Source organism: Trichococcus sp. ES5 (genome assembly GCF_900067165.1).
Taxonomy (GTDB): domain Bacteria; phylum Bacillota; class Bacilli; order Lactobacillales; family Aerococcaceae; genus Trichococcus; species Trichococcus flocculiformis.
In genome coordinates, this window is the sequence record NZ_FJND01000028.1 from 1 (window position 1) to 24,734 (window position 24,734).

25 protein-coding genes are annotated in these 24,734 nt (G+C 41.6%); 4 read left to right on the top strand and 21 right to left on the bottom strand.

Annotation, left to right across the window (positions count from 1 at the left end; all coding sequences use genetic code 11):
• Window positions 1-221 (top strand): hypothetical protein (locus TES5_RS15445; protein ID WP_198143364.1); only part of this gene is annotated, 221 nt, incomplete at its 5' end.
• A gap of 339 nt (window positions 222-560) precedes the next feature.
• Here the strand turns inward: TES5_RS15445 and TES5_RS13655 are convergent.
• The 21 genes from TES5_RS13655 to TES5_RS13750 form a co-directional block, all read right to left on the bottom strand.
• The gene (locus TES5_RS13655) at window positions 561-1,928 is read right to left on the bottom strand and encodes an ArdC family protein (protein WP_068562540.1); all 1,368 of its coding nucleotides are present in this window, start codon (window positions 1,926-1,928) and stop codon (window positions 561-563) included.
• Between the two features lie 15 nt (window positions 1,929-1,943).
• Window positions 1,944-2,180: a hypothetical protein gene (locus tag TES5_RS13660; RefSeq protein ID WP_068562541.1), complete on the bottom strand. Its 237-nt coding sequence runs from the start codon at window positions 2,178-2,180 to the stop codon at window positions 1,944-1,946.
• A complete protein-coding gene (locus TES5_RS13665; RefSeq protein ID WP_068562542.1) occupies window positions 2,177-2,551 on the bottom strand; it encodes an NUDIX hydrolase in 375 nt (124 codons plus the stop codon). The genes TES5_RS13660 and TES5_RS13665 overlap by 4 nt, the downstream gene beginning before the upstream one ends.
• 13 nt (window positions 2,552-2,564) lie before the next feature.
• Window positions 2,565-3,842 carry a MobP2 family relaxase gene (gene mobP2 / locus TES5_RS13670; RefSeq protein ID WP_068562543.1) on the bottom strand — a complete coding sequence of 426 codons (1,278 nt, stop codon included), beginning with the start codon at window positions 3,840-3,842 and terminating at the stop codon, window positions 2,565-2,567.
• Between the two features lie 13 nt (window positions 3,843-3,855).
• Complete coding sequence (locus TES5_RS13675) at window positions 3,856-4,176, bottom strand: hypothetical protein (RefSeq protein WP_068562544.1); 321 nt, start codon at window positions 4,174-4,176, stop codon at window positions 3,856-3,858.
• A gap of 283 nt (window positions 4,177-4,459) precedes the next feature.
• A complete protein-coding gene (locus tag TES5_RS13680; protein WP_068562545.1) occupies window positions 4,460-5,287 on the bottom strand; it encodes a hypothetical protein in 828 nt (275 codons plus the stop codon).
• 15 nt (window positions 5,288-5,302) lie between these two features.
• The gene (locus tag TES5_RS13685; RefSeq protein ID WP_068562546.1) at window positions 5,303-5,968 is read right to left on the bottom strand and encodes a hypothetical protein; all 666 of its coding nucleotides are present in this window, start codon (window positions 5,966-5,968) and stop codon (window positions 5,303-5,305) included.
• Between the two features lie 17 nt (window positions 5,969-5,985).
• The gene (locus TES5_RS13690; RefSeq protein ID WP_068562547.1) at window positions 5,986-7,080 is read right to left on the bottom strand and encodes a bifunctional lytic transglycosylase/C40 family peptidase; all 1,095 of its coding nucleotides are present in this window, start codon (window positions 7,078-7,080) and stop codon (window positions 5,986-5,988) included.
• 17 nt (window positions 7,081-7,097) lie between these two features.
• Window positions 7,098-9,065, bottom strand: coding sequence for a VirB4 family type IV secretion system protein (locus TES5_RS13695; protein ID WP_068562548.1), 1,968 nt, complete (start codon window positions 9,063-9,065; stop codon window positions 7,098-7,100).
• A gap of 2 nt (window positions 9,066-9,067) precedes the next feature.
• The gene (locus TES5_RS13700; protein ID WP_068562549.1) at window positions 9,068-9,649 is read right to left on the bottom strand and encodes a hypothetical protein; all 582 of its coding nucleotides are present in this window, start codon (window positions 9,647-9,649) and stop codon (window positions 9,068-9,070) included.
• On the bottom strand, window positions 9,649-9,978 hold the full coding sequence (locus TES5_RS13705; RefSeq protein WP_068562550.1) for a hypothetical protein: 330 nt from the start codon (window positions 9,976-9,978) through the stop codon (window positions 9,649-9,651). The genes TES5_RS13700 and TES5_RS13705 overlap by 1 nt, the downstream gene beginning before the upstream one ends.
• 66 nt (window positions 9,979-10,044) lie before the next feature.
• A complete protein-coding gene (locus tag TES5_RS13710; RefSeq protein WP_068562551.1) occupies window positions 10,045-12,843 on the bottom strand; it encodes a pLS20_p028 family conjugation system transmembrane protein in 2,799 nt (932 codons plus the stop codon).
• 64 nt (window positions 12,844-12,907) lie between these two features.
• Window positions 12,908-13,306, bottom strand: a complete 399-nt coding sequence (locus TES5_RS13715; protein WP_068562552.1) for a hypothetical protein — start codon at window positions 13,304-13,306, stop codon at window positions 12,908-12,910.
• 14 nt (window positions 13,307-13,320) lie between these two features.
• The gene (locus TES5_RS13720; RefSeq protein WP_068562553.1) at window positions 13,321-15,909 is read right to left on the bottom strand and encodes a VirD4-like conjugal transfer protein, CD1115 family; all 2,589 of its coding nucleotides are present in this window, start codon (window positions 15,907-15,909) and stop codon (window positions 13,321-13,323) included.
• 109 nt (window positions 15,910-16,018) lie between these two features.
• Window positions 16,019-17,728, bottom strand: a complete 1,710-nt coding sequence (locus TES5_RS13725; RefSeq protein ID WP_068562554.1) for a coiled-coil domain-containing protein — start codon at window positions 17,726-17,728, stop codon at window positions 16,019-16,021.
• A gap of 78 nt (window positions 17,729-17,806) precedes the next feature.
• Window positions 17,807-18,070 (bottom strand): TrbC/VirB2 family protein, encoded by a 264-nt coding sequence (locus tag TES5_RS13730; protein WP_068562555.1) that lies wholly within the window; start codon window positions 18,068-18,070, stop codon window positions 17,807-17,809.
• A 24-nt stretch (window positions 18,071-18,094) separates the two neighbouring features.
• The gene (locus TES5_RS13735; RefSeq protein WP_068562556.1) at window positions 18,095-18,394 is read right to left on the bottom strand and encodes a hypothetical protein; all 300 of its coding nucleotides are present in this window, start codon (window positions 18,392-18,394) and stop codon (window positions 18,095-18,097) included.
• Window positions 18,395-18,411: 17 nt separating this feature from the next.
• Complete coding sequence (locus TES5_RS13740; RefSeq protein WP_131814091.1) at window positions 18,412-18,936, bottom strand: helix-turn-helix domain-containing protein; 525 nt, start codon at window positions 18,934-18,936, stop codon at window positions 18,412-18,414.
• Between the two features lie 22 nt (window positions 18,937-18,958).
• A complete protein-coding gene (locus tag TES5_RS15710) occupies window positions 18,959-19,093 on the bottom strand; it encodes a hypothetical protein (protein ID WP_255356066.1) in 135 nt (44 codons plus the stop codon).
• Between the two features lie 332 nt (window positions 19,094-19,425).
• The gene (locus TES5_RS13745) at window positions 19,426-19,857 is read right to left on the bottom strand and encodes a hypothetical protein (protein ID WP_068562558.1); all 432 of its coding nucleotides are present in this window, start codon (window positions 19,855-19,857) and stop codon (window positions 19,426-19,428) included.
• A gap of 68 nt (window positions 19,858-19,925) precedes the next feature.
• Window positions 19,926-21,059, bottom strand: coding sequence for a replication initiator protein A (locus TES5_RS13750; RefSeq protein WP_068562559.1), 1,134 nt, complete (start codon window positions 21,057-21,059; stop codon window positions 19,926-19,928).
• 732 nt (window positions 21,060-21,791) lie between these two features.
• On the opposite strand from TES5_RS13750, the gene TES5_RS13755 reads away from it, so the two are divergent.
• The 3 genes from TES5_RS13755 to TES5_RS13765 all read left to right on the top strand — a co-directional run bounded on the left by TES5_RS13755 (window position 21,792) and on the right by TES5_RS13765 (window position 23,865).
• Complete coding sequence (locus tag TES5_RS13755) at window positions 21,792-22,607, top strand: ParA family protein (protein WP_068562560.1); 816 nt, start codon at window positions 21,792-21,794, stop codon at window positions 22,605-22,607.
• Between the two features lies 1 nt (window position 22,608).
• On the top strand, window positions 22,609-22,995 hold the full coding sequence (locus TES5_RS13760; RefSeq protein ID WP_068562561.1) for a DUF5388 domain-containing protein: 387 nt from the start codon (window positions 22,609-22,611) through the stop codon (window positions 22,993-22,995).
• A gap of 150 nt (window positions 22,996-23,145) precedes the next feature.
• Entirely contained in the window at window positions 23,146-23,865 is a 720-nt protein-coding gene (locus TES5_RS13765; RefSeq protein WP_068562562.1) for a Fic family protein, read from the top strand.
• Window positions 23,866-24,734 lie beyond the last annotated feature (869 nt).

Sequence of the window (24,734 nt, forward strand, 5' to 3'; positions counted from 1 at the left end):
ACCTTCATGAAAAAGGAATCGACTTCTCCACGGAGGCAATCCAGACCGCTCTTCGCAGCGCTACAATCACCAGTGTGAATATGGACAATACTGATATTTTTATCAAAAACAAAGCAACCGAAGGTTTCACCGACATTCTGGGTGTGCTTGGGTTAGAAGATATTCCCCCCTACGGGAAAAAAGACAAACGCAAGCGTGCATATCTACATACCAAAAAATAAAAAAATCCCCATAAACGCATATATAACGCGATTTATGGGGATTTTTCGGTTTAGCAACTGTAAAAGTCGGGACTTTTAGTATGTATTTATACGGATTTACTCATAGTAAATTAAAGACCGCCCTTCTTGTTTGATGGGCGGTCTTCTAACCTTCATTCCCGGATTATTATAACGTAGTACTAAAAAAGCCCTTAACTGCGGTCTTTTTTTATGAACCTCGTTATAAATCGTTAGAACGTTTTATAACGAGGGTGCACAGTGAAACATTGTTTTATCAATCTTTCAACGTTCCACGTTATAATTTTATCGGAAATCCAGGTTCTAAACGAAAATAACTCACTACTCTAACTCTCTCTCATTCACCTTCTGCATAGTATGTTGCACGCCTTTATCTTTTAGCTGCGCGATCTGATTATAAGACGCTTGTGTAAAGGTCCCTTTTCGATAAGAATGCGAAACCGTCTTGGTTAGCTTTTTGTCTGTAATCGGGTCTGTCGCATTACTGTCAAATAGTTGGTATCGGATTTTGAACGGCTGTTCCTTCATATCTTCAAAAATTTGTTCCGTCTCTTCGACTGTGTAGAAATTACCTTTCTCCATCGGAATCTGTCCGTCCTTTACCAACGCCTGTACATTCTGAATCAGGATATAGGGCTTATCGGGTCTCTCTTTACCTTCTTCAAGTTCCTCGTGTTGACTGATTTCGTCCGCCTTTTCTGGAACGGGGATACCGGACTCTTTTTCTATTGTGCTTTTTTCAGCTTCTTTTTCTAGCTCAAATCCATACTGCGTATCTATTCCTTGAATCATTTCACGAGAAGTCTTTTGGATTGCCGCTAAATTTTTTTCGATATTCTCAATTTCTGTAAACTTTCCGGTCCAATTCGCAACATAACGGATAGACGCGTCATCCGGATCCAAACCAAATGATTTTGAAACAACATATGCGGTCATTTCTGCCTGCATTTCTTTTTCTCGGATGGTCGTATCTCGATAAGGACTATTTTCTCCATGCATTTTGGCGTGGGCCAACTCGTGTATCAACGTTTTGGCTTTTTCGGATTCATTCAACCGACTATTCAATACAATACGGTGAGCACCCAATTCGTAATAGCCCTTTGCCACACTCGGAATAGGTTGAAAGGTAAGGGACTCAACATGCTCACGGGTATACACCTCTACTGCGCGATTGAACGCCAATAGGCTGTCGCCACGAAAGCCGTATTCCTCACGTCGATTTGGATAATAGGCAGGATAATCTTTCTCCTCCGCATTCGTCTGCGTAATATCAAACACGTGCCCTTTAGTGAAGCCAGATACCTGCTTCGTTACAGGAATTTCTTTATTCTGAATACGTTCCTTTGTAAGAGAATCTGCTTCCGAAACGGGGACCAGCTTCCCTTCTTTATCTTTGTAATATTTGGAAATACTCGGAATGAGAATCTCAATGGCCTTTTCGCCTTTTCGTACCGAAAACCCTTCTTCTTTCCATTGCTTGAATCCCTTCACAGCTAAAGCCCCTTCAAAACTCTCTTTGATTAAGGCATTATTCCTAGGGGAGTACTGATAAAATTTAGACATAAAATCAAGATATGCACGGATTCCTTCGGAGTCTTGCGCATACTCTTCCACTTTGTTTTTGGCTTCCTGAGACAATTCTTGCACAGCTGCTTTTATTTCTTGCGCTGTTTTTCTTCTGTAAGTCATATGGCTCTTCACTCCTTAGAATAGTGTAACTTGCGTATCTACGACTACCTTATTTTCTAGATCGAGAGAATAAACGACATCTAATTGCTGGTAGTAATCCTGTAAAATGAGATCCCATAAATCGTTGTAATCATAGATGGGCACTTCAATATCTTTCGTCGAATCCTCTACATCGTAGGATTCTAATGTCTGAAAAAATCCCACATATTCCTCTTCTTCTATCGCGACCAAGCGCACTGGTTGTATGCTCATGCTTTCCCCTCACTTTTTTTCGACAACTTTTTCTCAAGTACTTCATGAATAATACTCTCTTCGATTAAAGGTAAATCTGTCGTAGCGGAAAGCGAGAGGGGCGTTTCATTTTCCGTACTTTCTAAATTGGAATAGCTATTAAACACCAAGGCCCCCACTAATTGCTTCACGATCGCCACTTCCTTTTCCAGCTGTCCTAAGTTGCATTTATGTTCTTTTTTTAGAGATTTGTTTCCTTGATCCGCAGCGTAGTCTTGAATGATTTTACGAACCAGCTGGGAACGGTTATGGCAGTCCGGTTGCCGAATAATTTCGTCATCTAACCATGCCACAATCCGCTCATCTAAACTAAGCGATACAATTTTATGCATAACGCACTCCTTTCTATTCCAATCCATACTCCTGTTTGCGTCTCACTCGTTCCGCTTCCCGTTCGCTCTGCTCGTAATACAAGAGATTCAATTTTTTCTGATAAGTATCCCCCATTGCACGATCCAACCTTCGACGATCGCGTAACGTAAACCGAATCGATTCGACCGATATTTCTTCGTGCTGCTCTTTATATAAGGACCGACTCACAGACCGTAGCCTATTTTTTTCTTGCAACTGCAGCTGCAGTTCTTTTAAAAGTCGATTGCCTAATCGATACTCCAGATCCGCCATTTGATTCTTTTGATAGTCATGACTACCCCCATATAACCGCGCACGAAAATCGGCTTCCTCTTTCACTATTCGTTGAAATTCTTCCTGCTTTCCGGATTTTTTTAGATAATTTTTTGTATAGGCATCTATCCTATTTTTTGCCAATGGGTATTCCCTACGGATTGTTTTATACTGCCACTTCTTTTTATCCTGGGGTAACACTTGAAGGATACGTAGTAGTTCTTTTCGTTTCGTAAAAGTTTCTTGCGGCAGTTGTAATTCTTGAACCAAGTTATCTCGTAATGCCGTTTGTTTTTCGAGAGTTTGCCTTCGACTGGGACGGGTCAATTCATTCAGAAAAGCACTCTTCATTTTCTCCAGCGTCGCTTGCTTGAGCTTTCCTTTCGGCTGCAAAAATTTCGCTCCCTGGTCCCGATAAAAACGTAGTTGCATGCCAGTTGGCGACAATGATTTTTCTACTTTCTGCTTCCGTCTTTTCACCAATTCGCGTGAGTTTTCTTTTTCGACCAGCGAAATATGAAAATGCAGATTGTCCGTATTGTGGTGGAAAGAGGCCGCCCAAATCGTTTGACTCGGAATGAATTTTTCTTCTTTAATCAAGCGATCCATCATGACGCGGACCGATTTTTTGAGCGCCTGCTCTCGCACCTCTCCATCCGGATTTAGGATCTGATTTTCTTTTAACCACTCGTTGTCGAAGGACCCCACAAACTTCCATTGCAAGCTGCCATTTTGTTCCGCTTGTTGATAGCTCTCCTTTAATTCCCGGATTGAATTTTTATCGACAAAATCTTTATCCTTGGTAAAGAGACCACTGGCTTTTTTCTCGTCAGACATATAGGATAGAATGCCTTCAGGAAAATAATCCGGAGTATTGTACGCTTCACCCTTCTTTACTTTTTCTTTATCCGTCATGTAGTCGACGATACCGGCGTATCCCTTGGTGTTCGTACCTGGTAATTCAAATTCTGATTTTAAAACGAAGGCAGGCGTTGTCATATTTCCCCCTCCTTCACAGCTCGTTCAGAACCTTTTGCAGCGTTCCGGTGTTTGCATTTAAGGATTGAATCAATAGATTCATCTTCTGATCGATGGCGTCAATTTTCGCCACTTCTTTTGCAACAGCACCAAAAAATTCTCGTTGCTCTTCCTGGACCTCTTCCTCATAGGACTTTCCAACGTAGTCTTCTAACACTTCAATCACAAGATCAGATAGGGAATAGCGTTTCGTTCCTAATGCTTTTTGTTTCTGTTCTACTATTCGGAATAATTCTTTCTTTAGAGAGTGGGACACTCCCGATACCCGGATCTCGATTTTGTTGTTTGCGTACATAAACACACCTCCTGTATCCAATCCATTTCAGCTTTTAAAAACCATAAACCAAGAATCCACTAGATTTTTCCATGAGCATAAGGGGGTCACTCCGCTGACGTTTTCTCGATCCCTCGAAAACCGCTTGATATCAGGCAAAGCCTGATGTGTCCCCTACTCCGCTCAAAACACGCTAAAAACCCTCTTTTTAATAGGATTTCATAACATTTAATAGGTTTTAATAACCTTAATTCCAAGAATTAATAAGTTTTATGAAGCCCTTTTACAGACAATCTACCCATAATCACTCGGCGCTTTTGAGTGCGCCCTTCTTCTGTTCAGCCAAGGCGATTTTTTCTTTTAGTTGGCTGTTCTGTCTGCCTAAGTCCGCTATGTCCTGTTCCATTTTTACGATTTCTTTCACTAATTTGTTATTGGTAGAATCGATTTCCGCTTGTTCTTCACTCAGAAGATATTTCTTTTCTTCCTCGTTCTCTTTAATTTTTTCTTCGTACTGTTCGATTTTTTCTTTCAGTGCGCTTCTCTCTTCTTGATTGGCCGCGATCTGATTTTCTGTTTCCGAAATTTCAAAGGCAATAGCCTTTTCTTCGTAATGCAGCGTGTCCTCTGTTATTTCATACGCCGGATCGACTTTAAAATCTTCTTGTAGGTAACGCATCTTCGTCAGATCTGCGCTGGCGTCCTCTTCCTTCACATACGCTACCGTAAGTGAGAGTGCCTGAAAGTCTTTTGGCACATCTCCAAAGAAGACCACGTAATAATTTTCGGACACTTGAATCATTTCTTGCGGCAAATACGTATCCGTATCTGTAAAAACCAAACCCGCAAATTCGTAGTCCGGTAAGTCTTCAATCATGCTTTGCTCTTTCTTGATATAGACATCGACTTCCACAATGCCGGTTTCCGGATTATAAATGAGATCCGAAACAGTCAGGTCGTTTTGGCCAACTCCAACATACTGTCCGATTTGATTCGTTTCTACGTTCACTTCGCCTGATCCAGCTGTGACACGTAAGGTAAAAATGGTTAGCAGACTCAATAGGTAGGCCAGTAAGATGCCATAATAAAGATAGCGCGGGTTCTCTTGAAATTTCATTTTAAGTTCGCTCACAAGTCTTCTCCTTTCTTACTGGTACGGCATCAACGCACTGACCTCATCAACCATAAGCGTGCCTTCTGCTGTATTGCCAAGCGTCACCCGATAATACAATCGGGATTGCACAGCCGTGGCATTCTCTTGATCGGTTTTTGTCTTTTGGTGAACGACAATCAGATATTCATTTGTATTTTCAGTGTCTAGCTGGCGATAAATTTCTGTCTCTTCTACTTCAATCGTATAGCCAATGGCAGACGGTATAACGTCCGCACTGCCGTTCATTTCTTGGAAGGCTTCCGCACTCATGAGGGTCCCCAGTTGTGCCAGATTTTCTGCCCGCTGATCGGCACCCATTCCAAATTGCAAGCGAGCAAATTCCTCCAAGAAGGCTACTTGCTTCTCGTTTGACCCAGGAAGTCCGTCAGTCGTTTCCCCTTCTTCAACAGACTTTGTTGCTTGCGTATGTTCTTCTCCGGACGAAGATTCTGATTCCGATTCACTCGTTAAGAGTTCATCAATCCGTGATTTTAATTGCGTATTTTCTTCTTCCAATACCGTAACCAGTTCTGCTTGTTCCTGATTCCTTTTCTCTTGATTCGAGTGACTCCCTAGCCAGTTGACGAAGAAAATCACGTTCCCAACAACTGATACCAATAACAACAAGTAGATCACTGTAAAGATCTTTTTTTCCTTCATATCCTACCTCCCACGATTTACATCCGAACCGCAAAGTCGGGTTGAAAATATTGAAGGGGCGTTATTTTGGTCACGTCCCCTGGCTGCGGCGCGTGAATAAAAGTACCGTCTCCCAAATAAATGGCGACATGCGTTTCTGCGCCTGTCGGACCCCAAAAAAGCATGTCTCCTGCTTTCGCTTCACTGACCGGAATCCGATCGCCAACCAAAGCTTGCGTAACGGTCCAAGTACTGACATCTATCCCCCAGGCTTCTTTGTAGACCCATCCGACAAATCCGGAACAGTCCCAACCGTTCGGCGTCTTACCGCCCCAAACATAAGGCACGCCTAAGTATTGCTTCGAAACGTCCAGTAAGTGTTGCACGTCCCCATTGATGGCTTCCTGATTACCTGTTCCGGCCACCAAGTATTGTCCTACTAAGTCCGCATAATGAAAGTTCCCGCCGTTATAGTAGATGTAGGGTTTACCATTCGCTTCACTGATTGCGTTTCGATACGGCATCGTAATGCCAGTCGTATTTCCAAGGGAAGGCGCCACGATGTTTTTGGAGTATTGCTCTGCCAGTTCCAGCGTGTGGACCCCGCCATTTCGTGCAATGTATTGAATATACGCGGTCCCGAAATTGTAGCCCATCAACAAGGCACCTACATCCGTCACACCACGTTCTCTCGCATAATCGATATTTGCCTTCATGTACTTCACGCCCTGCTCGATACTTTGCAGTGGATTGGTGAATGCATTTGGGGCCAATCCGGCTGATTCCGAGGATTGCATAACGTCTGCCAACAGACCTTTGGATTCCACTTGAATGATAGCCAGAATCACACTTTCATATTCCGGTATGCCATATTGGGTCAGTACTTCTTGGACCATGCTGCGGTATTGTTCCGTCTCCGGGCTCAATCCGACATTGCCGCCGTAAAAACCGATTGGTGCCTGACTATCGGTGCTACTCTCACTCTCTCCAATAAAAATCGAGAGGACTCCTCCCAGGGATCCCGCTACTACCATTAGCCCCAGAAGCAAAACGGCCAGGACCTTCCAGCCTTTCTTTACTAACACTTGGGGCTGCTGCAATAACTGCATGGAAGCATAAAAAGAATGGTGCATACGTTTCCTCCTTCTCCTTAATTCCCGCCCTTAAACCGATCAACTTCTTCTTGAGAGACAAAGACTTTCATTTTAAAAGCTTCTGTTGCACCCGTTGTGAGTACGGTTTCCCCTTGCTGCAGCTTCGGAATCTCACCTTTCAAACTGTCCGTCAACACATCCCCGATTACCCGTTGGACCGTGTCCACCTCGGAATGGTCCAATCGAAAGAAAAACTTATATTGGCAGAGTGCAAAAATCGTTTTGAGTGCTTCATTCGTATCATTGGCCAGGTTACTTTTCAAAATCGAATCGATTGTCTGGGTCGCAAACAAGACCGATCCGAAAAATTTTGGCATTTCTCGCTGAAATTGAATGATGTAGTCTACGGAAGCTTTGTTGTCGGGATTGATAACGTTATGACATTCATCTAAATACACCGAGAAGCGCCGAATATGCGCCCATTCCACTTGATTATTCTCGTACAGTTGCTTCATTTTCCGCCCATTCCGTAAGGCATCATTCCAAATCATCGAAATGGCCGTGTAGAGTTGTGCCCGGAAAACATTGCTGGAAAGGGACTGCAAACTGGAAATGTCATAAAACACCACTTGTTCATCCTGGACATTCGGAACGGTCGTCCGACCGTTGAAGATATTCCCATTTTCTTGCAACATACTGTCCAATGTGTTGCGGATTTTCTCGATCCGAACCCGTCTGGCCGGCGTGGGGGCTTCCCGTTCAATGACCTGCTGATATTTTTGTGTCATGAAGGCCAACAAATCGATCAAAATAGGATAATCGGCAGAAGGTCTGCCAGCGATAGCCGTTTGTTGTTGCGCCTCTGGCTCGTTGGTATCTACCCAAAGTCCATAGTCTACATAGAAGGCCGCCAACATTCGTCCGAACTCATTCAAATCCGTCTCCGTAAAATCACTATTCAACATCCCGATCATGAGCTTGCATTTCGCGATATGCTGATGGAAGCTTGCCACATGATCGACGGATAGATCCTTTTCGGATCTCGTAGCGGTAGAGAATACTTCCAGCCAATTGATTCGGCCATTTTTCCCTGCCAAATCAATGTATGCACCGCCTTTGTCGGCCACCACTTCTTCAAAATCACCCGCTTTATCAAACCCACGAATAAAGTTATCCCGATTATAGTCGTCCTCAAATAACTTTTTCAGCAAAGTCGATTTCCCGTACCGCATTTGGCCAAATAAGAAGGTATGCGAGTATTTTCGATTCCGGTTGTCGTTCATATAGCGATCAAATAGAACGACGCCATTCGTGCTCGTACGCCCCAAATACATACCGTACGGATCTTCCAGACTCTTGTGGTGGAAAGGATAACCGCCCCCAAGAGACCGCGCTGGAATATATTTTCCATTGATCGTAAAATTACTTTCCATTTGTTTATCCAACGGGAGAAACAAGCCGTCCCATTCCTCCTTCATACCCGTCAAAAGAATGGTTGTTTTATAACCAAGTCCGGTCAATTCACCTTTTAACCGATTGATTTTCTTATCCAATCCTTCTCGGGTGGCTGCTGATAAATACAAGCGATTCACCACTATTTTGATCGATTCTCCTCTTTGTGAAATTTCATTGGCTACGCGCTGCAAGGTGGAAATGCTCATTTGCGATTCCAACTGTTCGATATTACTTTTTTCTTCCAAAGCGCGGGCGTAAAATTCGTCTATGGACCGATCAATCGTTTTTAAAATATCGTCACGTTCCGCCGTCAACACGTCCATTACCGCAATCACTTCGTCTCGTTGCATAAGTTGATTTAACCAAAAGGTGTTCTGGGTTGTTTTCATATCGTATACATGCAGACACGTTTCATAGCCATCTGCTTTTTTGACGTACTTATCTTCAAAAACAAGACCGCCTTTTGGCTGAATTTCAGCCATAAATGCTTTGTTATAGGCTTCCGCTATGTTCTCTTTTTTATTTACTTCTGCTTGAAGGGCTTTTGACTTTTTCATCGTCCGTTCCATGTTCAGTCCTCCCCATCTGCATAACTACTCATATTCATTAGCCGATCTAATATCTTCAACTTTTTTTCAACCGGGACCGGTTTGGCGCCCAACGCTTGACCACCAAAAATATAGATTTCATTTTCAGCTCGCTGCAGCTCCTGGATCGTGGTGGCTGAAAAAAGTAAATAGTATTCCTGGTTCGTTGCATTTTCTTCTACAAATTTGAGTTGTTCAATGGTGTGTAAGATCCGCTTTTTCTGTAAGTCATTTTTTGCATTCCGATACATTTTGGCCCAATAATTGCGCTGATCGGACGTGTCTACATTGCTCCGAATACTCAAATACTTTTGCGGAAAATTCGTACTCGTCAAAAAACGGGAAAATTCCTCGATCAATCGGTTTTTATCGCTCTCAGTCAATGTGTTTAAATCATGGGATTCAATTTGAACCATGTTCTGATAGCGTCTATCCCGCATCACAAGATAGCCTTCGGCAGTCAGATCAATGTAAGGGATCCACTCAGCCATCTCTTTGATCCCCCCATTCGGGCTTTGAAACAACGATTTGATATTCTCCCAAGCAGATTTGCCGTTTGTTTGCATTAGTTCGCCTCCTCTTCCTTCCACTCTTCTAAATGAGCGACTGCGGCATATTTTTGATAATCCAAACTTTTTACTTTCCGAAAGTCTTGCAGAAGCCCATGGGTGATTAGCTTAAAAATCGAGATATTGGGGACCGGTTTGGTAATAAACAGAAAAGTGAACAGGACGTTCACGGCATAATAGGCTAGCTTTAAACGGAAGATTCCGCCCGTAAAAAAATCTTCCAACATCAGCGTCAGTAGCAACATCATCAATAAAAAAGGAATGTCACTGGAGTAAACCGCCCATAACTTGATATCGGTTTTCAACTCTTTTGGAATTTCATACATCTTTGTTCCTCCTAACCAGAAAAGGAAGCGGAATTGCATAAAGCTTGCAATAACCCCTTCCTCCCTTTATTTTCGGTTCCCATTTCGATTCTGAATGTCTTTCGTCGGTTTTATCGAATCTTCCATTCGTTTCTGACGCGGTTTTGTTCGCCCGTCTATTGCGCGAGTTTCCAAAATGGATTCTGAGATCGGGGTACTTGGACCGGAGTCCTCTTGTTGTAACACGTACCGCAAAGTCGTCTTTGAGTCTGTTTGTTCTGAAGATCTGTTTATTAGCACCGTTTTTTGTATAGGAGCGGAGCTTCTGACGGAAGAATCCGTTTCGTACTGAACGCGATGTGATTCCACCGGAGATTCCTCTACAATTTGTTCCATACGCGGTACATTAACCGTTCCGTCTGCATTGATTCGCGGGCGTGAACCCGTCGTTGTTTGGGAAATATGCGTATTTACCGATTGTTCCATTACGCTATTTTGAACGTTTACAGCAACATTTCGGTCTACTAAGCTATTTGATCTATTTGAAACTTCTACGCTCTCATAGCTTGATTTTGCGCGATTTGTGGACGTTTCATAAGGTTCCAGTGGTTGGAATGAAGCGTCTTCTTCATACAAGAGGTTTTCCATACGCGGGACATTGACTGTTCCATCTGAATTAATTCGCGTTCGCGAACCTGTCGGTGTCTGGGAAATAGGCGTGTTTCCCGGTTCTCCCATCCCGCTATTTTGAACGTTTACAGCAACATTTCTATCTACTTGATCCTTTGACCTATTTGAAACTTCCACGCTCTCATAGCTTGATTTTGCGCGATTTGTGGACGTTTCATAAGGTTCCAGTGGTTGGAATGAAGCGTCTTCTTCATACAAGAGATTTTCCATACGCGGGACATTGACCATGCCATCTGAATTGATTCGCCCGCTCGTGCCCGTACTTCCCGTAGAAGTTAGTGCTATCGCTTCTGTATTCAGGCCCTCTTTTCGTTCGTTTACAGCAATATTTCTTTCTGATAAGGTATTTCCCTGATTTACACGGTCTACACTTGGAGAAGAACTGTTTTGGGCCAATGAATGGCTATCAGCCCCTACAATACTTGTTGGATCGCTCTCGTTATCGGTATTTGCTTCTTCGAAAGCGTACCCCTGTAAGGAATCCAAGGATTGCCCTGTATGCGTAATGCCCGTTGTGGCGACAGAATTTTTATTTTCATTCAAAGCAGAAGGCTCCACACTTGGTGTACTAGTTCCCCCCTGTTTGGCCAACAGCGCATTTAAATCTTTTTTACCCGTCCCGTCTGTTCGGAGAGTTGATTTTTCTGATGGTGTACCCGCTATTCCCGCATCTGATTCAACCGATCCTGCCCCCAGTGGAGAATCTGCGCCCATTGCTTGTGGGTCTTCCATTTCGTTTGTCATGCCCATTTGTTGCAAGTAGGTTTTGGCTTTTTCTGGATCATTTCCATTCAGCTGCAGTGCTTTACCTGCATTTGTTTTCGTAGCCCCTGTTTCCATTGCCAAGTCATTCAATTGACCTTGTTGAAAGCCTCCCTGGGCGAATGAGTGCGCCAGGTCACTCGATCGCATAGCATTCTGCGCTGTTTGCAATGGGTGCTTGAAGCTGTTCATTTTGTCTTGCATGCCATTTTGCAGGTGATTTCCTATACCGCCCGCCTCTTGGCGATTTTCATTCCATTTACCTAATTTGTCTGCATTATAGTCCATGCTGTTGCCAATACCATTGGCCAACCCTTTAGTCCCTCGGCCCAATGCCGCTCCTAACCGTGTACCTGCATATAAGCCCATCAAGGTCGCTTGCCCATCTTTTACACCTGCGTCGAATCCGAAAATACGAGGAATGGTTTTCGTTCCATCGATTACCACAAACGCAGCGACAATCATAATTATGGCATTTAGAATGGGTACATCGAAGAGGTCCATTGCCAAGATCCAGCTCGTAAACACCTGATACAGTCGCAGAATATAAAAAATGGAGACGAACGTCGCAAAACCATTAATCAATTCTTTTAAAACTACTTTTGCTTTTTGGCCAGTCCCAATATCCGTGTTGATCGCAAAGGGTGCAACCAATTTGGTGGTAGCCAGTTCGAAGGCGACAGAGATCAATTTGAACGAGAAAAATATGTAAATGACAATCAGCGAAAGAAATTCCAATAAAATCACCAGAAAATCATAAGAGTAACGGAAGTAGTATTCATCCCAAAAGCTGAATAACCCGCCGTTATCTAATTCTTCATCAACAACACTGTCTCCGGTTGAAACGAGTTTTACACCCAAAACATCAGCTTCGCCATCTGCCGGTTCCGTCAAATCGAGCGCCGCAAACGGTAATTCGCGGGACAGATTTTTTCTTGCTTCCAGGTTCTCCCATTCTCCGCTTTTCGATAGAATTTCGATATCCGTGATATTGTCATACAAGACATTCGCAGCCAACATGATATTGCCTTCTTCGTCCGTCCCCAAAGAAGCAACACTGGCATCCGCAATAGTCAAAAACTGCGTCATGGTCCAGGGAATTGCGATTATAAACAGGACTCCGAGAACGGTGTTTCGAAATAAATCAGAGACTGTTTTTCGTTTGCCCAGAATAAAGTTGTATCCTTGGAACATAAGGGCAATCGCCAAGAAAACAAAACTTGCCAGCGCCAAAATTTGATAAAAGTCTTGTACCTCTGGCTGATTAAAAAAAGCTAAAATGCTAGCCAGATGATTCACCATCGTCTCCATACCATTGGCCAACCCATACAATAAACGAAACAGAAATTGTTCAACATAGCGAAAAATCCATGCGGGTATCGAACGAAGCTTAAATAAGTCTGCATACTGCATTAATATTTCTTTTGGAGTCATTCTATAGCTCCTTTCAAAAAAAGAAGTGGTTCTACTAAATTTGATTTAGTACCACTTCTCATTTTTAATCCTCTTCAGTTAGTTTCAAAACATACTCATTTTTTTCTGTACTTCCTATTTCATCAGGATTATGAGTGAACCAAAAATATACTTCTTCGTCTACACGTCCTGCATAGTAGGTTTTATCTCCCCACTCTACCAAGTAATAACCCGTTTCGTCCGGTTCCGCTGCAACCGTCATTACTTCCGATACTGTTTTCCCATCTCCTTGGGTTGCTCCTACCGCTTGAATGGCTTCACCTTCAGCTACAATCTTTACTGTGTCGTAATCCTTATTTGTTCGTAAATTCTCGACTTGAAAAGTATGTCCGATCAATTCCAGTGGATCATTCACTTTGGAGGCGCATGCCACTAAAAGCAGCAATAACGGAAAAACAATCGCATACAACACTCTTTTTCTCATACTATCCACTCCTTTCATACTTCTGTTCTTAAGCCTAAGGCGATTTTTTGTGTCGTCTTTCCAGGCTTTCTATCTTGCTCGTCAAAATCAAGATCCTCAAATTCCTCTTCTTCCAGTAACAAATCCAAATCAATATATTCTAAAGGCTTTCCTCGTAAAATATTTTGAATATCGTAGGCAATATTTTCCAGTGTCAGCCGATTCCCGTTGCAGTCGATTTTATCTTGCTCAAAAACAAAAGAGGTAAGCAAACTCTTGATTTCGTCTACCGTCAAATTCTTGTTTTTTCGATCAAACACAGCAACGGTTCCGTTCAAGAACGTATATTCAAGGATCATTTTTATTTCATTCCGCTGTCCTTCATTCAGCTGCATTCTCTGCGGGTTCTGTAGTTCTTCATAATCCACTTGTAGCGCATGTAACTGTAATTCTGCATGCAACGAAGGAATGCGTAATTCATGACGATCTTTTTCCGTATCAAAATCTTCCGCTAAGTATTGGTACCGGTATTTCATACGGGTCTTTCCTGTATTGAAAATCGCTTTTGGTCGGATATCGCGTCCTTTCTTGTCTCGCCGCATGATCGATCGAATTACAACCATCTCGCCTTCCTGCAGCTGCATTAACCGATTTTCGGATAACAGCGGCTGACGATCCACACTTGTCGTACGCGTGGAATCCAAATCCAACACTTTCCCGCTGCGGCTATCGATTTCAATGGTGCGGTAGCCGATCTTCTCACTAATTTCTTTTGCAGTCTCCTTATTGGTTGTAAAAATGTATAAATGATTCTGGCAATTATCCTTAATGGACGTCGCCTTATCTTTTCCGTACAACGAATCAATCTGATTGTACCCCTGCACCACCAGCGCAAACAGGATATTTCTTCCGAGACACACGGTCAACATGCTATCCATTCCTTCTATGGGCGGCATGTTTCCGAATTCGTCCAAAATGAACTGCACGCGTCTGTGTAATTTCTGACCCCGGGTAATCGTGGCCAGTTGACTCAACGTTTGATACATCTGCCGGACAAAAATCGAGCAGATAACATGCATAGACGAGTCGTAATCTGGCACGACCATGAAGACGGCATACGAATCTGTGATATACAAAACTTCCAGTGATTGAATGGCTCTCTCTTTTTCCGACACGTCTTCACACCACTGCATGTGCGCAAAATCTTCAAACTCTTCTTTCCCATACTGATTGTGCCCTTTTGAAACACGTTGGAAGCTATACGTCACTGCTTGATCCGGATTATCTCTTGGCACAAACTGGATCCGATCCCCATCTGCTAACGCGTAATCAAAATGAAGGTGGAGTAACCCATATTGGGTCGTCGGACCGGAGACGGCTTCTACACGCCCGATTTCCTTTCCAAAAGGTTGGGTTTGGTTCTTTCGGTAGAAAAGGACTTCAAAATCTTGTCCTTTCAAGCGAATATCGGTCCGCAAATGAATTTGTTTCGGGAATCCGACGCGCGTCATATCAATGGAATTGATACTGGTTAATTTTGCAATGGCGTCTCCTGTAAAAATCTCCAATTTTGAGCTGGCAACCGAAAAGATCGAGCCGCGGGTATTCCCTTTGGCAAAGTTACTGGTAGCGTATTGTTGCTTGGCCACACTGGTAGGAGGTAACCCTTCAAAATACTCGTCCAGGGCATTGACTTCCGTTTTGCCGCCGTCTTTCGAATAATTCTTGGATCCCATTTCGCTCAAAAAGGACGCGACATTTTTTAACGTAATCCGCTCCGGATGGTAATTATCCGGGTCATAGTACTCTTCACATAACGCTAAGATAATCGCAGAGACTAACGCTTGTGCGGAATTGTCCCAAAAGGGCTCCTTTGCGTTCGGGTTATTATAGAGAGAAAACGTCAATGTTTTCGTGCGTTTTTGCGCTTCCGCATAGTCCCCCTTTTCAAAGGCTTGTTTCACCAATTCCAGCGGATTGTAGCTCATGCCTTCCGTGGGATTCAGAATATTCAACACTTCTACGCGATAGCCTCTTTTTCGCAACGTCTCATAGCTCGCTGTATACAATTCTCCTTTGGGATCATTGATCACCAAATTCGGTTTCGCACTGGCACGAGAATTGATATCAATCATCGGGAAAACCAACAGTTCCCCTTTCCCGGAGCGGGAAGTTCCAATGATCGCTGAATTTTGTGTGCTTTCGTCTACAAACACCGTGTCCTTTACTCGCGATATCAACGTCCCACCTAATCCATCCCATTCTTTTTTCTTTTCTGGAACTGCCGTATAGGTACGGGAAATCTCTTCCAGCGTTGCTAAGGCGCTGTCACCTTTTTGATTGCGATTCAAGGTACCATATCTGCTGCGCAGCTTAAACATGGTGTATAGGGCTACCCCGAAAGCAAGGCCATAACTTCCCCCATGCAGCCATGTGACCCCTCTTGTATCCGGATAAAAATTTCTCGCGTTGATAAAAGTAGTCCAATTGACACCCGAAAATCCGGTTAACAACTGAAAATCGGGAGCTGTAACAAACAACAACAACCGTGTGACCGTTTCAATCAGAAACGTAGCAGCGATGGCTGAAACCACAAAAACTGTGACGCCAACGAAGAAAATCATACCCCAGTTCCCCAGGTAGGCAGATAACCCTTTGGGTTTGCCTTCTTTCGAACGATCCTTTGAAAATGTAGATGGTCTTGTTCGCAAAAACGATTCACCCCCGCTTTCTTTACAGTAATGTGGATAGAAGGACAATAACCATAATCAAGAACGATGACGCACTCAGTACCATACCCGCTTTTTGTTTCTGACTATTGACTTCCAGGAAGGTTTTGAAGGAATGATTCAGTTCTTCTTTTTCTTTCGCATACATTTCTAAATTCGCTTCTTTGCGCTCTTGCTCGGCGTGGGTTTTTGCCATAAATAACTGGTACTCTTTTTCTACCTTATCCACTTCCGCACGCAAAGCAGCGATTTGCAGGTCTTTTTCTCGCAAAGTTTCTTCCAAGTGTTCCTGTGCCCTTAAGCGATAGGTTTCCGCTTTGATTCGGTATTGCTTGCTTTTTTCTGTTTGTTGGATTTCCCGTTCCATCCCGATAAATTCTTCCAGCCATTTCCCTTTATTCGTGGAAAGTTCTGCGGCTGTCTGATCATCAAACTCTGTCAAGAGCGTCTGACGTTTTTTGAGCAGCTCTTCTTTTGCTTCCTTTTGGCTGGTTGCCAACGCTTCAAGAAGTGCCGCCCTTAATCGCTGCTTTTCCTCTTGAATGGTGTTTTCCAGCTCTGCTTTTCTTCTGGCATATTCTTGTGTCAAAAATGAATTCCCTTTTTCGGCCAATTCCTCTTTTTTGATCCGCTCCTTCTCTCTCAAACGATCGTCCAACTGGGTAAGGGCATATCGATAATTCCGTTCCAGAATAGCTTGCTGTTCTTGTTGTTCTTCTTCCATTCTAAGAAGGAAGAGGTGTCTTTCTTCCGCGTACTGTTCTTTCGCTCGCGCTTCCACATTTTGCAGAATTTCCTCGTATTCTTTTTCCTTCATTATCCGGAACGCCGTTACTTTCCCTTCCAAAATCTTTTCCAATTCAGCTGTTTTTTCCGCTTGAAAATACGCGAATGACCGTTCATGAGAAAGCATTATATTTTCTAATAGCTGTGCTTTCTCTTGTTCCCGTTCCAAATGAAACTGCGCCAGTTGCTTCTCGTAAACATTTTGTTCGGAATCAGCCAGAACCGTTTGCCAACCGCTTATTTTCTGACGGATTGCCCACAATAGCTCTTTTTCAAAAAAAAGGGACCCTGATTCTATTATTGGGGTTTCTTCCCGGATTTCTATTTCTGCTACAGCGACATCCTGCGGATTATTCCTTTTTGAAGGTCCTTCCTCTTCGCTCTCTATTGTCAGATTCTCCGGATGTCGTTCAGACTGCTCTGTATCTTCCAACTCACTTTCGGCTAACGCCCACTCTGCTTCCGTGAAATCTTGGGTGAAATCATATTCCTTCACAACCTGCAGTGTCTCTGAAAGATTTTCCTGATCCGGATCCTTTTTCTTGAATGCAGGGAGCCAGCGTTTACTTTCTTTTTTCTTCCGCACTGTGACTTCTGGTCCGATACTTTTTAGCAATTCTTTTTGCAGGTTCTCAAAATCAGGAAAATCCATATGATTTGAGAGGAAATATTCTTCCAAGTAGGACGCCAATGAAAAATACTCCTGTTGCACTTCATTACTTTTCAATTCCAACTTCAACAGTGCAGAAGAAGATTCCGTATCCGTTTGCTTAATTTCCAATTGGGGCATTTCAAAAAACGAACTGGTTTGAACGGCCTGATAGGCCTTCATTTGACTCTCCGCTTCGAATAACGTAACCTCACGCGGGTTCTTCCCCACAAAGCGTTTAAACGCCTTCGGCATATGGCTATACGTAACATACAGCATAGTGTTCCTCCTTTCTTGGCAAATAAAAAAGGACTCTTCTGGTATTCCTTCAGTCCCGTTTATACGCTATTCACTTTTTTAAAAATTCGAAATTTGTTGTAGCCATTCTGCAAGGGCTCCTGCACCCCAGATTAAAACAGCCCCAATGATCAGGCCCACCACCGAGCTTTTCGCTTCACGCAGCCCCTCTCTGCCGCCGGTAACTACTTTAAATCCTAATATGGCAATAAAAACAACCAGTACGCCGATTCCGATACCTTGCAGCAAATTTGTAATATCCCCCGTAGCTTGATTCAAACTACTTTGTAAATTGCTCGTTAAAAGAATGGATTGAAGTATCATGGTATTTCCTCCTACGTTCTTGGATTAATTATCTACTTGTTCTTTCGGTGTAGGCATATCGGCTTCAACCAACAGCGCTACTTGTGGAACGATTTGCGTTGGATTCTGTAGTTGCTCTGCCAGGCGTTTGTTTATTTTTTCTTGCTTGTGGTAATCCAAAATGACGGCTTTAAACAGTTTATACTCCGTTGAAGTCCGATCAAAAAGCTTTCCTAATGCTTCTTGAAGCATTTCGTCTTCAAAAGCTTTGACACTTTTCCCTTCCAGGGCGAGTTGCTTTTTATAGAGTTGATTGGCTACCTGGGTGTCTAATGCAATGGTCATGGGATCCCTTCCTTTCTTCAAATTTCGCAATAAGTAATAAAAAAAAGGTTGCTCTCTTTCATGCATGAGAAAACAACCTTGTAGCTATTCATTTTATGTTGCGCTTCCTCTGGTAGCATCCGTTGAATAGAGGCTGCCATTGCTTGTTGAAAGCTTTCTTTACCGCTTTGAAACAAGGCGTAAAGAAAGTCTTCGCTATGGGCTCCGCGAATGTCATCTACGCAAAAATTCACTTCAGTAATTTCGGTAGCGTTTTGTCCCAAAATAACGGTAAAAAGCATTTCCAAACCATAATTTTCCAATTGCCAATTGACTTTGAAAACCTGGTGATTTTGTTCTGAAAGTCGGTAAATGTCCGTAATCTCAATCTGTGGTTCCGGTAGGCTATAGAAGTATCCCAATAAATCATTGGCTGTGATATTCAATGTTTTCGTGATTTTTTCGACACTTGCATACTGAATTGACCGATTCTGCTGTTTAGCAATCTTGGCTATGCCATTGTAGGTCATGCCGCATTGCTTTGCCAGTTCGTCATACGTCATTTTCCGGTTACGCAGTACCGTTTCAAGAGTATTCTGAATCTTCTTCCCCTCCTTCTGCTTCGTAGAGATGCTTCCGGCATTTACTCGCAAACAGCCACTCGGCTGTATTAAGCGCTTCGTCTTCGCTCGCTTGCGTGAACAACAAGAATCCTGGCAAAGATGTAGCTCATGTTGTGCGAGAAATAACGGATAAACCTAATGTTGCTATTGCGGGTATCCCCCTGGATCCCTCCGACCGTCGTTTTCTCGAACGATATCTTTTAGAGCATAGCAGGCGGTTTCTACCGCCAATAGTCCGTCCACTCCGACCGACATAGGATTTTTCAAGAGCTCCATACGCTCCTTCCCTTTCGGGTATTTAGTTGTCACAAGAGCAATTTAAAAGTTTTCATTCAAAAAAACTTTTATTCTCATGAAAACTTTTCATTTCACTATAGGTTTATTATAGCACAACTGGTTGAAATCACAAACGATTTTTCTTGTAATATACTACTCTTTTGTCTTCCGCTTTACTTCGCGTTCTTCTGCCTTTTCTATCAGCTTTTCCTTCACTTTTCGGGCCGATTTGTATGAGGTCACTTCCACGTATTTCGCATAATTTTTAACATCTTCTTTCCAAAATAAGCGGGTATAGTAATATTTTTTATCTCCAAATATGTGCACAGGAGTTAAAATTCCATTACTTACATCACGGGTAATCCGCGCATTTTCTGCACCTGTTTTTTCTGCAAACTCTGCTTGAGACAGACAGTAACGTTCCAGTACTTCTGTGAGTAATTCTTGCCGGAGTGGTTTATCGGCGTCTAACGTTTCGTAAAATAGTTCTCCTTCCGTTAACAAATGATTCATTACTTGTTGCGCTAGTTCAGGATCATTCTTAATTTGATTGAGTATCTGATTGTCTGGCATGTTGTCTGGCATGTTCTTTCCCCTTACTTTTCAGGACAGCTGCTCATTTGCGCGCCTGCTTTGATATTTTTAAAGGTCTCTTACACGTCAAAATTGAGTGCGAAAGTAGGGACCTCTTCTGTTGGTGATTCGTCTAACGCTATGATTTCAATCCAGTGTAGCGCCAGTTTCTTGAAACTGATAAAAAAGTAAGCCTTTGGATCGCGAATCGTTGCATTTGTACGCAAGTGGCGCAAGACGTTATACAGCGTGGTTAAATACCCTTCCTGCAGGTCCTGACTGTATGCACTCGTGTCTGCAAAGAAATAGACTCCAAGGGGCTTCCCGCTTTCTTTTTCTGCAGATTTCGTAGCTTGAACGACGGTTTCAATGGTTTCTAAAAACAGACTATAGTCCTCTCGGACGTATTTCACGAGAATTTCTACAAAGCGCTCCCCGTATGTTTCCACCAACTCTTTTTCTTGAATCGCTTGTTCAATCATAAAAGCATCCGTATTTTCCGGAGGTGTTTGAAAAGCATGGTTGAATGCCTGGTTTTGTAAAACGTCCGCGACGCGTTGATCTTTATACTCTTTATTATCTTTATGTTTAGTATTAGTAATATAAGTCTTATTAGGTAGCAGAATCTGCGACACTGGACTAGCAGATTCTGCTACACTGTGAAAAGGTTGATCTGGCGCTGTTTTATTCAGTCTAGCAAATTCTGCTAGACTGTTTTGATCTTGATTTGACGGTGTTTTTTCCAGTCTAGCAGAATTTGCTACACTGGGAGATTCTGCACTCTCGGACTCAGAATCTTTTGATACAGTTAGGATATCTTCTCCCGTTTCAGCTTGATTAATCTGATAAATATCATCAACTGTGATTTCTGGCTTCATCAAATATAACCGAAAGGGTGCGTTGAATTTCTTTTGTTCTTGACTCAACAAATTCGCGTCCATCAGTTCTTTTTTGATATTGGTGATTTTACGAGGCGACACATTCAAAATTTCTGACAATGTTTGATTCGTGTAGACAAAGTACAGTGAGTCCGAAGAATCAATCCACTTATTTTTGATAGATAGCTGCAGTCGATCCAGCAGCAAAGCATATAAAATTTTGGCATCGTTAGAAAGCTTTTTGTATTTCTCATTCGTGAAAAAAACTTTTGGCATTTGGTAGTACTTCATACCATACTGTTCTTGTAGCGTAAAAAACAGATTATGGGTTTGCATAGAAAAACTTCCCTTCTCAAACAAAAAAAGGCAGCAAGGGAAGTTTCGAATCAGTAAAGGTATCCGTATTTACACGAATAGAAAATTATCGTATACTGAAGTTGCGAAGTTAGAAACTTCCCCTACTCCTACTCCTAAGCTAGGTGGGTAGGGGATTTTTTTTTGTATTTTTTTATATTTTAACAAAATAAAAAATTTTAACAAATAAAAACTTTTATTTTGTTAAAAGTTTTTATTTGAGTTGTAAGTAAACTCTAAATATGTAGAAGTCCTTATTTATTTTACAGCTGTGGTCTGTTTAGGCTGGACATTTCACTCCTTAAAAGTACCCTTCTTTAAAATTTTTGTAAACGTTTTTTAAGCAAAAAAAAAAGATGTGTTAAAATGGTAAAATGTTACGTACCATTTTACCATTTTACCATTCTACCATTTTACCATTTTACCATTTTACCATTCTACCATTCTGGGGGAGTTGGTGAAATGGTTTTAATATAGGCTTTTTCAACTAACTTAATTACCATTCTACCATTTTACCATTCTACCATTTTACCATTCTACCATTTTACCATTTTACCATTTTACCATTTTACCATTCTACCATTTTACCATTCTGGGGGAGTTTTTTGAGGTGTGACCATTCATGTTAAATACCATTCTGGGGGAGAAAGAGTTGTACAATTTAATCTTGCTGGTGTATGATAATGTTACATAACATTTAGGGGGAGATAGAGTATGGCAGCAACCGTTCTAAGTTTTGCCAATTTTAAAGGGGGCGTAGGGAAAACCTCTACAACTGCTTTGGTAGGTTATAACTTATCCAATCTGGGATACAAAGTGTTGATTATTGATTTTGATGCGCAAGCTAATTTGACTTCCTTACTATTAAAAACTAAATCAGCAGTGGACGATATAATCACTATCGATAAGTCATTAATGGGAGCGATTAATGACCAGATTCCTTTAACTGACATTACGATAGAAATCAAAAAAAATCTGACATTAATTCCGAATGCGGTCGACTTTTCCATGTATCCACGCTATTTAGAAAGAAATTATGATAACGAGATAGATAGAGTGTCGTTTTTTAAAAAACTACTGGAACCTTTAAAATCAGAGTATGACTTTATTTTTATCGACGTTCCTCCAACATTAAGTTTGCTCAATGACACAGCATTTTATGCTTGTGATCAAATAGTAGTTGTTCTTCAAACACAAGAACGGTCATTGGCCGGAGCTGAGGTATTTATTACCTATTTACAAGATACATTGATTAATGATTTTCATTCGCTGGTTGATATTTTGGGAATACTACCTGTATTGAGTAAAAAAGGAGCTCGTGTAGATGAAGAAATTCTGAAAGCGGCTATTGAAGAATTTGGAGAAGAAAATATCTTCGAGAATAAAATTTCAATTATGGAGCGCATTAAACGTATGGATATGGAAGGTATTACAGACAACCCGAAGGATGTCCATGATCGCCGCGTCCATGAAGCATTTACCAATGTGGCAAAGGAAATTATCAGTCGTTTAGAGAAAGTAGGGGAGTAGAATGGCGTTACTGAATCATAGTGAAGTAAAAAATACCGGTAAAAAGATCCTAACCCGAGGCCCAAAAATAGAGACAACCAACAAGGTTAATCGGGGCGATATCGAACTTAAGCCTACTGTTAATGAACAACCTAGCTCTAAAGGGAAAAATGTTCTAACTAGCTATGTAACAGAACCTGTGAATATTCGTGTAGACAACCACATCCGTAATTATATAGCAGCTCTTATTACAATGGGTCATTCGGACACCCAAAAAGATATGGTGGAATTGGTACTGAATCTCTATATCGAAAATTTAAGTAATGGTGAATTAAAGCGATTTGAAGATTTAGTTCAAATCTATGAAGATAAAGATGTGAAGAAACATCAGAAAAAGGTTGGATTATAAAATGGTAGAATGGTAAATAACATTTTACCATTCTACCATTTTAACACTTTGGGGGAGGCTTCGAGAAGGTTTTTATATAAGGATTTTTGTTAGTGTTATATACCATTTTACCATTTTAACATTATGGGGGAGAAGGGGAGGGCTGTTTTTATGAGCGGAATTCTAAAAAAAATACCACAAGACTATTTAGATGATATGTTGGTACGTCTTGCCCACCACTCAGCAGGGATAGAAGGGAATACGATCTCATTGCCTGCGACTGTTTCGATTATTTTGAATGGCACACTGCCAGTTAGCGGTGGGGCAACTGTACGTGAATTTTACGAAATTGAAAATCATAAACATGCTTTTTATAACCTGTTGGACCATTTAGAGAATAACGATAAGCTTTCTGTGTCCATTATCAAAGAAATTCATGCTGATTTAACCGATCGCCTTCAATATGATAAAGGCCAGTTTAAAAAGAACGAAAACATGATTATAGGTGCAGAATTTCAAACAGCTTCACCATCAGAAACGCCATTCCTAGTCCAACAATTAGTAGACAATCTGGAATACAGAGTGGAGAATGCATCTACTGACAAAGAGAAATTAGAGGGTATTTTAGATACTCACATTCAATTCGAACGGATTCACCCATTCTCTGATGGTAATGGGCGAACAGGGCGTATGCTAATGAATTATTCACTGCTGCAAGAGGGATTTCCGCCTTTGATTATTGAAAAAGAAACAAAGGCAATTTATATTGAATTGCTTGCAAAACAAGATTTAAGTGGTTTTATGTCCTTTGCACAAGGAATTTTAGTAAATGAGCATAAACGTATGAAGTCGTTTCAAAATATGGATAAGGAGAAAATTTCATACGAATAAAACCTACTAAACAATTAGTAGGTTTTATTCGTTGCTGATTCAATTAAGGCTCTTTGACTAGGTTAGTCAAAGAGTTTATGATCTTGCTGTAACTCGAAGTATAAAGTCAGTACTGCATTCTCAATAATATCTTGGTACGTCGCGGTTATGTGATAGTCTCTTGTCAAATAGATACTAATTTCTTCAATGATGTGCTCAAGCGCTGGATCTAATTGTATATACATTTCATAAGAGTTCATTTTTTTCACCTCCTACCTATAAATACGTAAAAGAAGTGAAATATGTTACCTCATTTTATGAGGAATCCTTGATAGTGTCTATGTCTGTTTTGATCTCATTTCATGAAGATGTTCTCTATATCAATTTAGAAATTATTCCCCTGGGGAGTCCCTATGCGGTATATAATTCTCTGTCCTTCATATTCACTCAACATTTTATATAAAGAGGTATCGTTCTTTACATTATCAGAAATAACTACTTTTAAAGCTGGAGAAAAAGTAATGTATCCTTGATCAAAAAATAATTTTTCACCAGTATGTCACATTAGTGTTTGTGGCAAGATAAACCTACATACAATTGCAGCGCAAAAGTACATAACTCCGCAAGCAGCTTAGGGCAAAAGAAAAAGCCATTGCGGGCGTCCTGAAATTCCTCTAAAGTTATAGTTCCAACACTGTAACTGGAGGTAAGAAAGGGAATGCTCGCAATGACCGATATTAATACTATCAGAAATCTACGAAACAATCACGATAAATCTATTAATCACATAGCTGAAGAATTGGAAATCAACTGGCGCACCGCAAAAAAGTACGCAGATGAAGATCTTCTGCCTGAGCCCAAGATTAGAAAGAAAACGGGCATGATGTATG

Excerpts from the sequence above, each read along its gene's own strand:
- TES5_RS13655 (WP_068562540.1), bottom strand. The coding sequence starts at position 1,928 with ATGACTTACAGAAGAAAAACAGCGCAAGAAATAAAAGCAGCTGTGCAA.
- TES5_RS13660 (WP_068562541.1), bottom strand. The coding sequence starts at position 2,180 with ATGAGCATACAACCAGTGCGCTTGGTCGCGATAGAAGAAGAGGAATAT.
- TES5_RS13665 (WP_068562542.1), bottom strand. The coding sequence starts at position 2,551 with ATGCATAAAATTGTATCGCTTAGTTTAGATGAGCGGATTGTGGCATGG.
- mobP2 (WP_068562543.1), bottom strand. The coding sequence starts at position 3,842 with ATGACAACGCCTGCCTTCGTTTTAAAATCAGAATTTGAATTACCAGGT.
- TES5_RS13675 (WP_068562544.1), bottom strand. The coding sequence starts at position 4,176 with ATGTACGCAAACAACAAAATCGAGATCCGGGTATCGGGAGTGTCCCAC.
- TES5_RS13685 (WP_068562546.1), bottom strand. The coding sequence starts at position 5,968 with ATGAAGGAAAAAAAGATCTTTACAGTGATCTACTTGTTGTTATTGGTA.
- TES5_RS13690 (WP_068562547.1), bottom strand. The coding sequence starts at position 7,080 with ATGCACCATTCTTTTTATGCTTCCATGCAGTTATTGCAGCAGCCCCAA.
- TES5_RS13695 (WP_068562548.1), bottom strand. The coding sequence starts at position 9,065 with ATGGAACGGACGATGAAAAAGTCAAAAGCCCTTCAAGCAGAAGTAAAT.
- TES5_RS13700 (WP_068562549.1), bottom strand. The coding sequence starts at position 9,649 with ATGCAAACAAACGGCAAATCTGCTTGGGAGAATATCAAATCGTTGTTT.
- TES5_RS13705 (WP_068562550.1), bottom strand. The coding sequence starts at position 9,978 with ATGTATGAAATTCCAAAAGAGTTGAAAACCGATATCAAGTTATGGGCG.
- TES5_RS13710 (WP_068562551.1), bottom strand. The coding sequence starts at position 12,843 with ATGACTCCAAAAGAAATATTAATGCAGTATGCAGACTTATTTAAGCTT.
- TES5_RS13715 (WP_068562552.1), bottom strand. The coding sequence starts at position 13,306 with ATGAGAAAAAGAGTGTTGTATGCGATTGTTTTTCCGTTATTGCTGCTT.
- TES5_RS13720 (WP_068562553.1), bottom strand. The coding sequence starts at position 15,909 with ATGATTTTCTTCGTTGGCGTCACAGTTTTTGTGGTTTCAGCCATCGCT.
- TES5_RS13725 (WP_068562554.1), bottom strand. The coding sequence starts at position 17,728 with ATGCTGTATGTTACGTATAGCCATATGCCGAAGGCGTTTAAACGCTTT.
- TES5_RS13730 (WP_068562555.1), bottom strand. The coding sequence starts at position 18,070 with ATGATACTTCAATCCATTCTTTTAACGAGCAATTTACAAAGTAGTTTG.
- TES5_RS13735 (WP_068562556.1), bottom strand. The coding sequence starts at position 18,394 with ATGACCATTGCATTAGACACCCAGGTAGCCAATCAACTCTATAAAAAG.
- TES5_RS13740 (WP_131814091.1), bottom strand. The coding sequence starts at position 18,936 with ATGACGTATGACGAACTGGCAAAGCAATGCGGCATGACCTACAATGGC.
- TES5_RS13745 (WP_068562558.1), bottom strand. The coding sequence starts at position 19,857 with ATGCCAGACAACATGCCAGACAATCAGATACTCAATCAAATTAAGAAT.
- TES5_RS13750 (WP_068562559.1), bottom strand. The coding sequence starts at position 21,059 with ATGCAAACCCATAATCTGTTTTTTACGCTACAAGAACAGTATGGTATG.
- TES5_RS13755 (WP_068562560.1), top strand. The coding sequence starts at position 21,792 with ATGGCAGCAACCGTTCTAAGTTTTGCCAATTTTAAAGGGGGCGTAGGG.
- TES5_RS13760 (WP_068562561.1), top strand. The coding sequence starts at position 22,609 with ATGGCGTTACTGAATCATAGTGAAGTAAAAAATACCGGTAAAAAGATC.
- TES5_RS13765 (WP_068562562.1), top strand. The coding sequence starts at position 23,146 with ATGAGCGGAATTCTAAAAAAAATACCACAAGACTATTTAGATGATATG.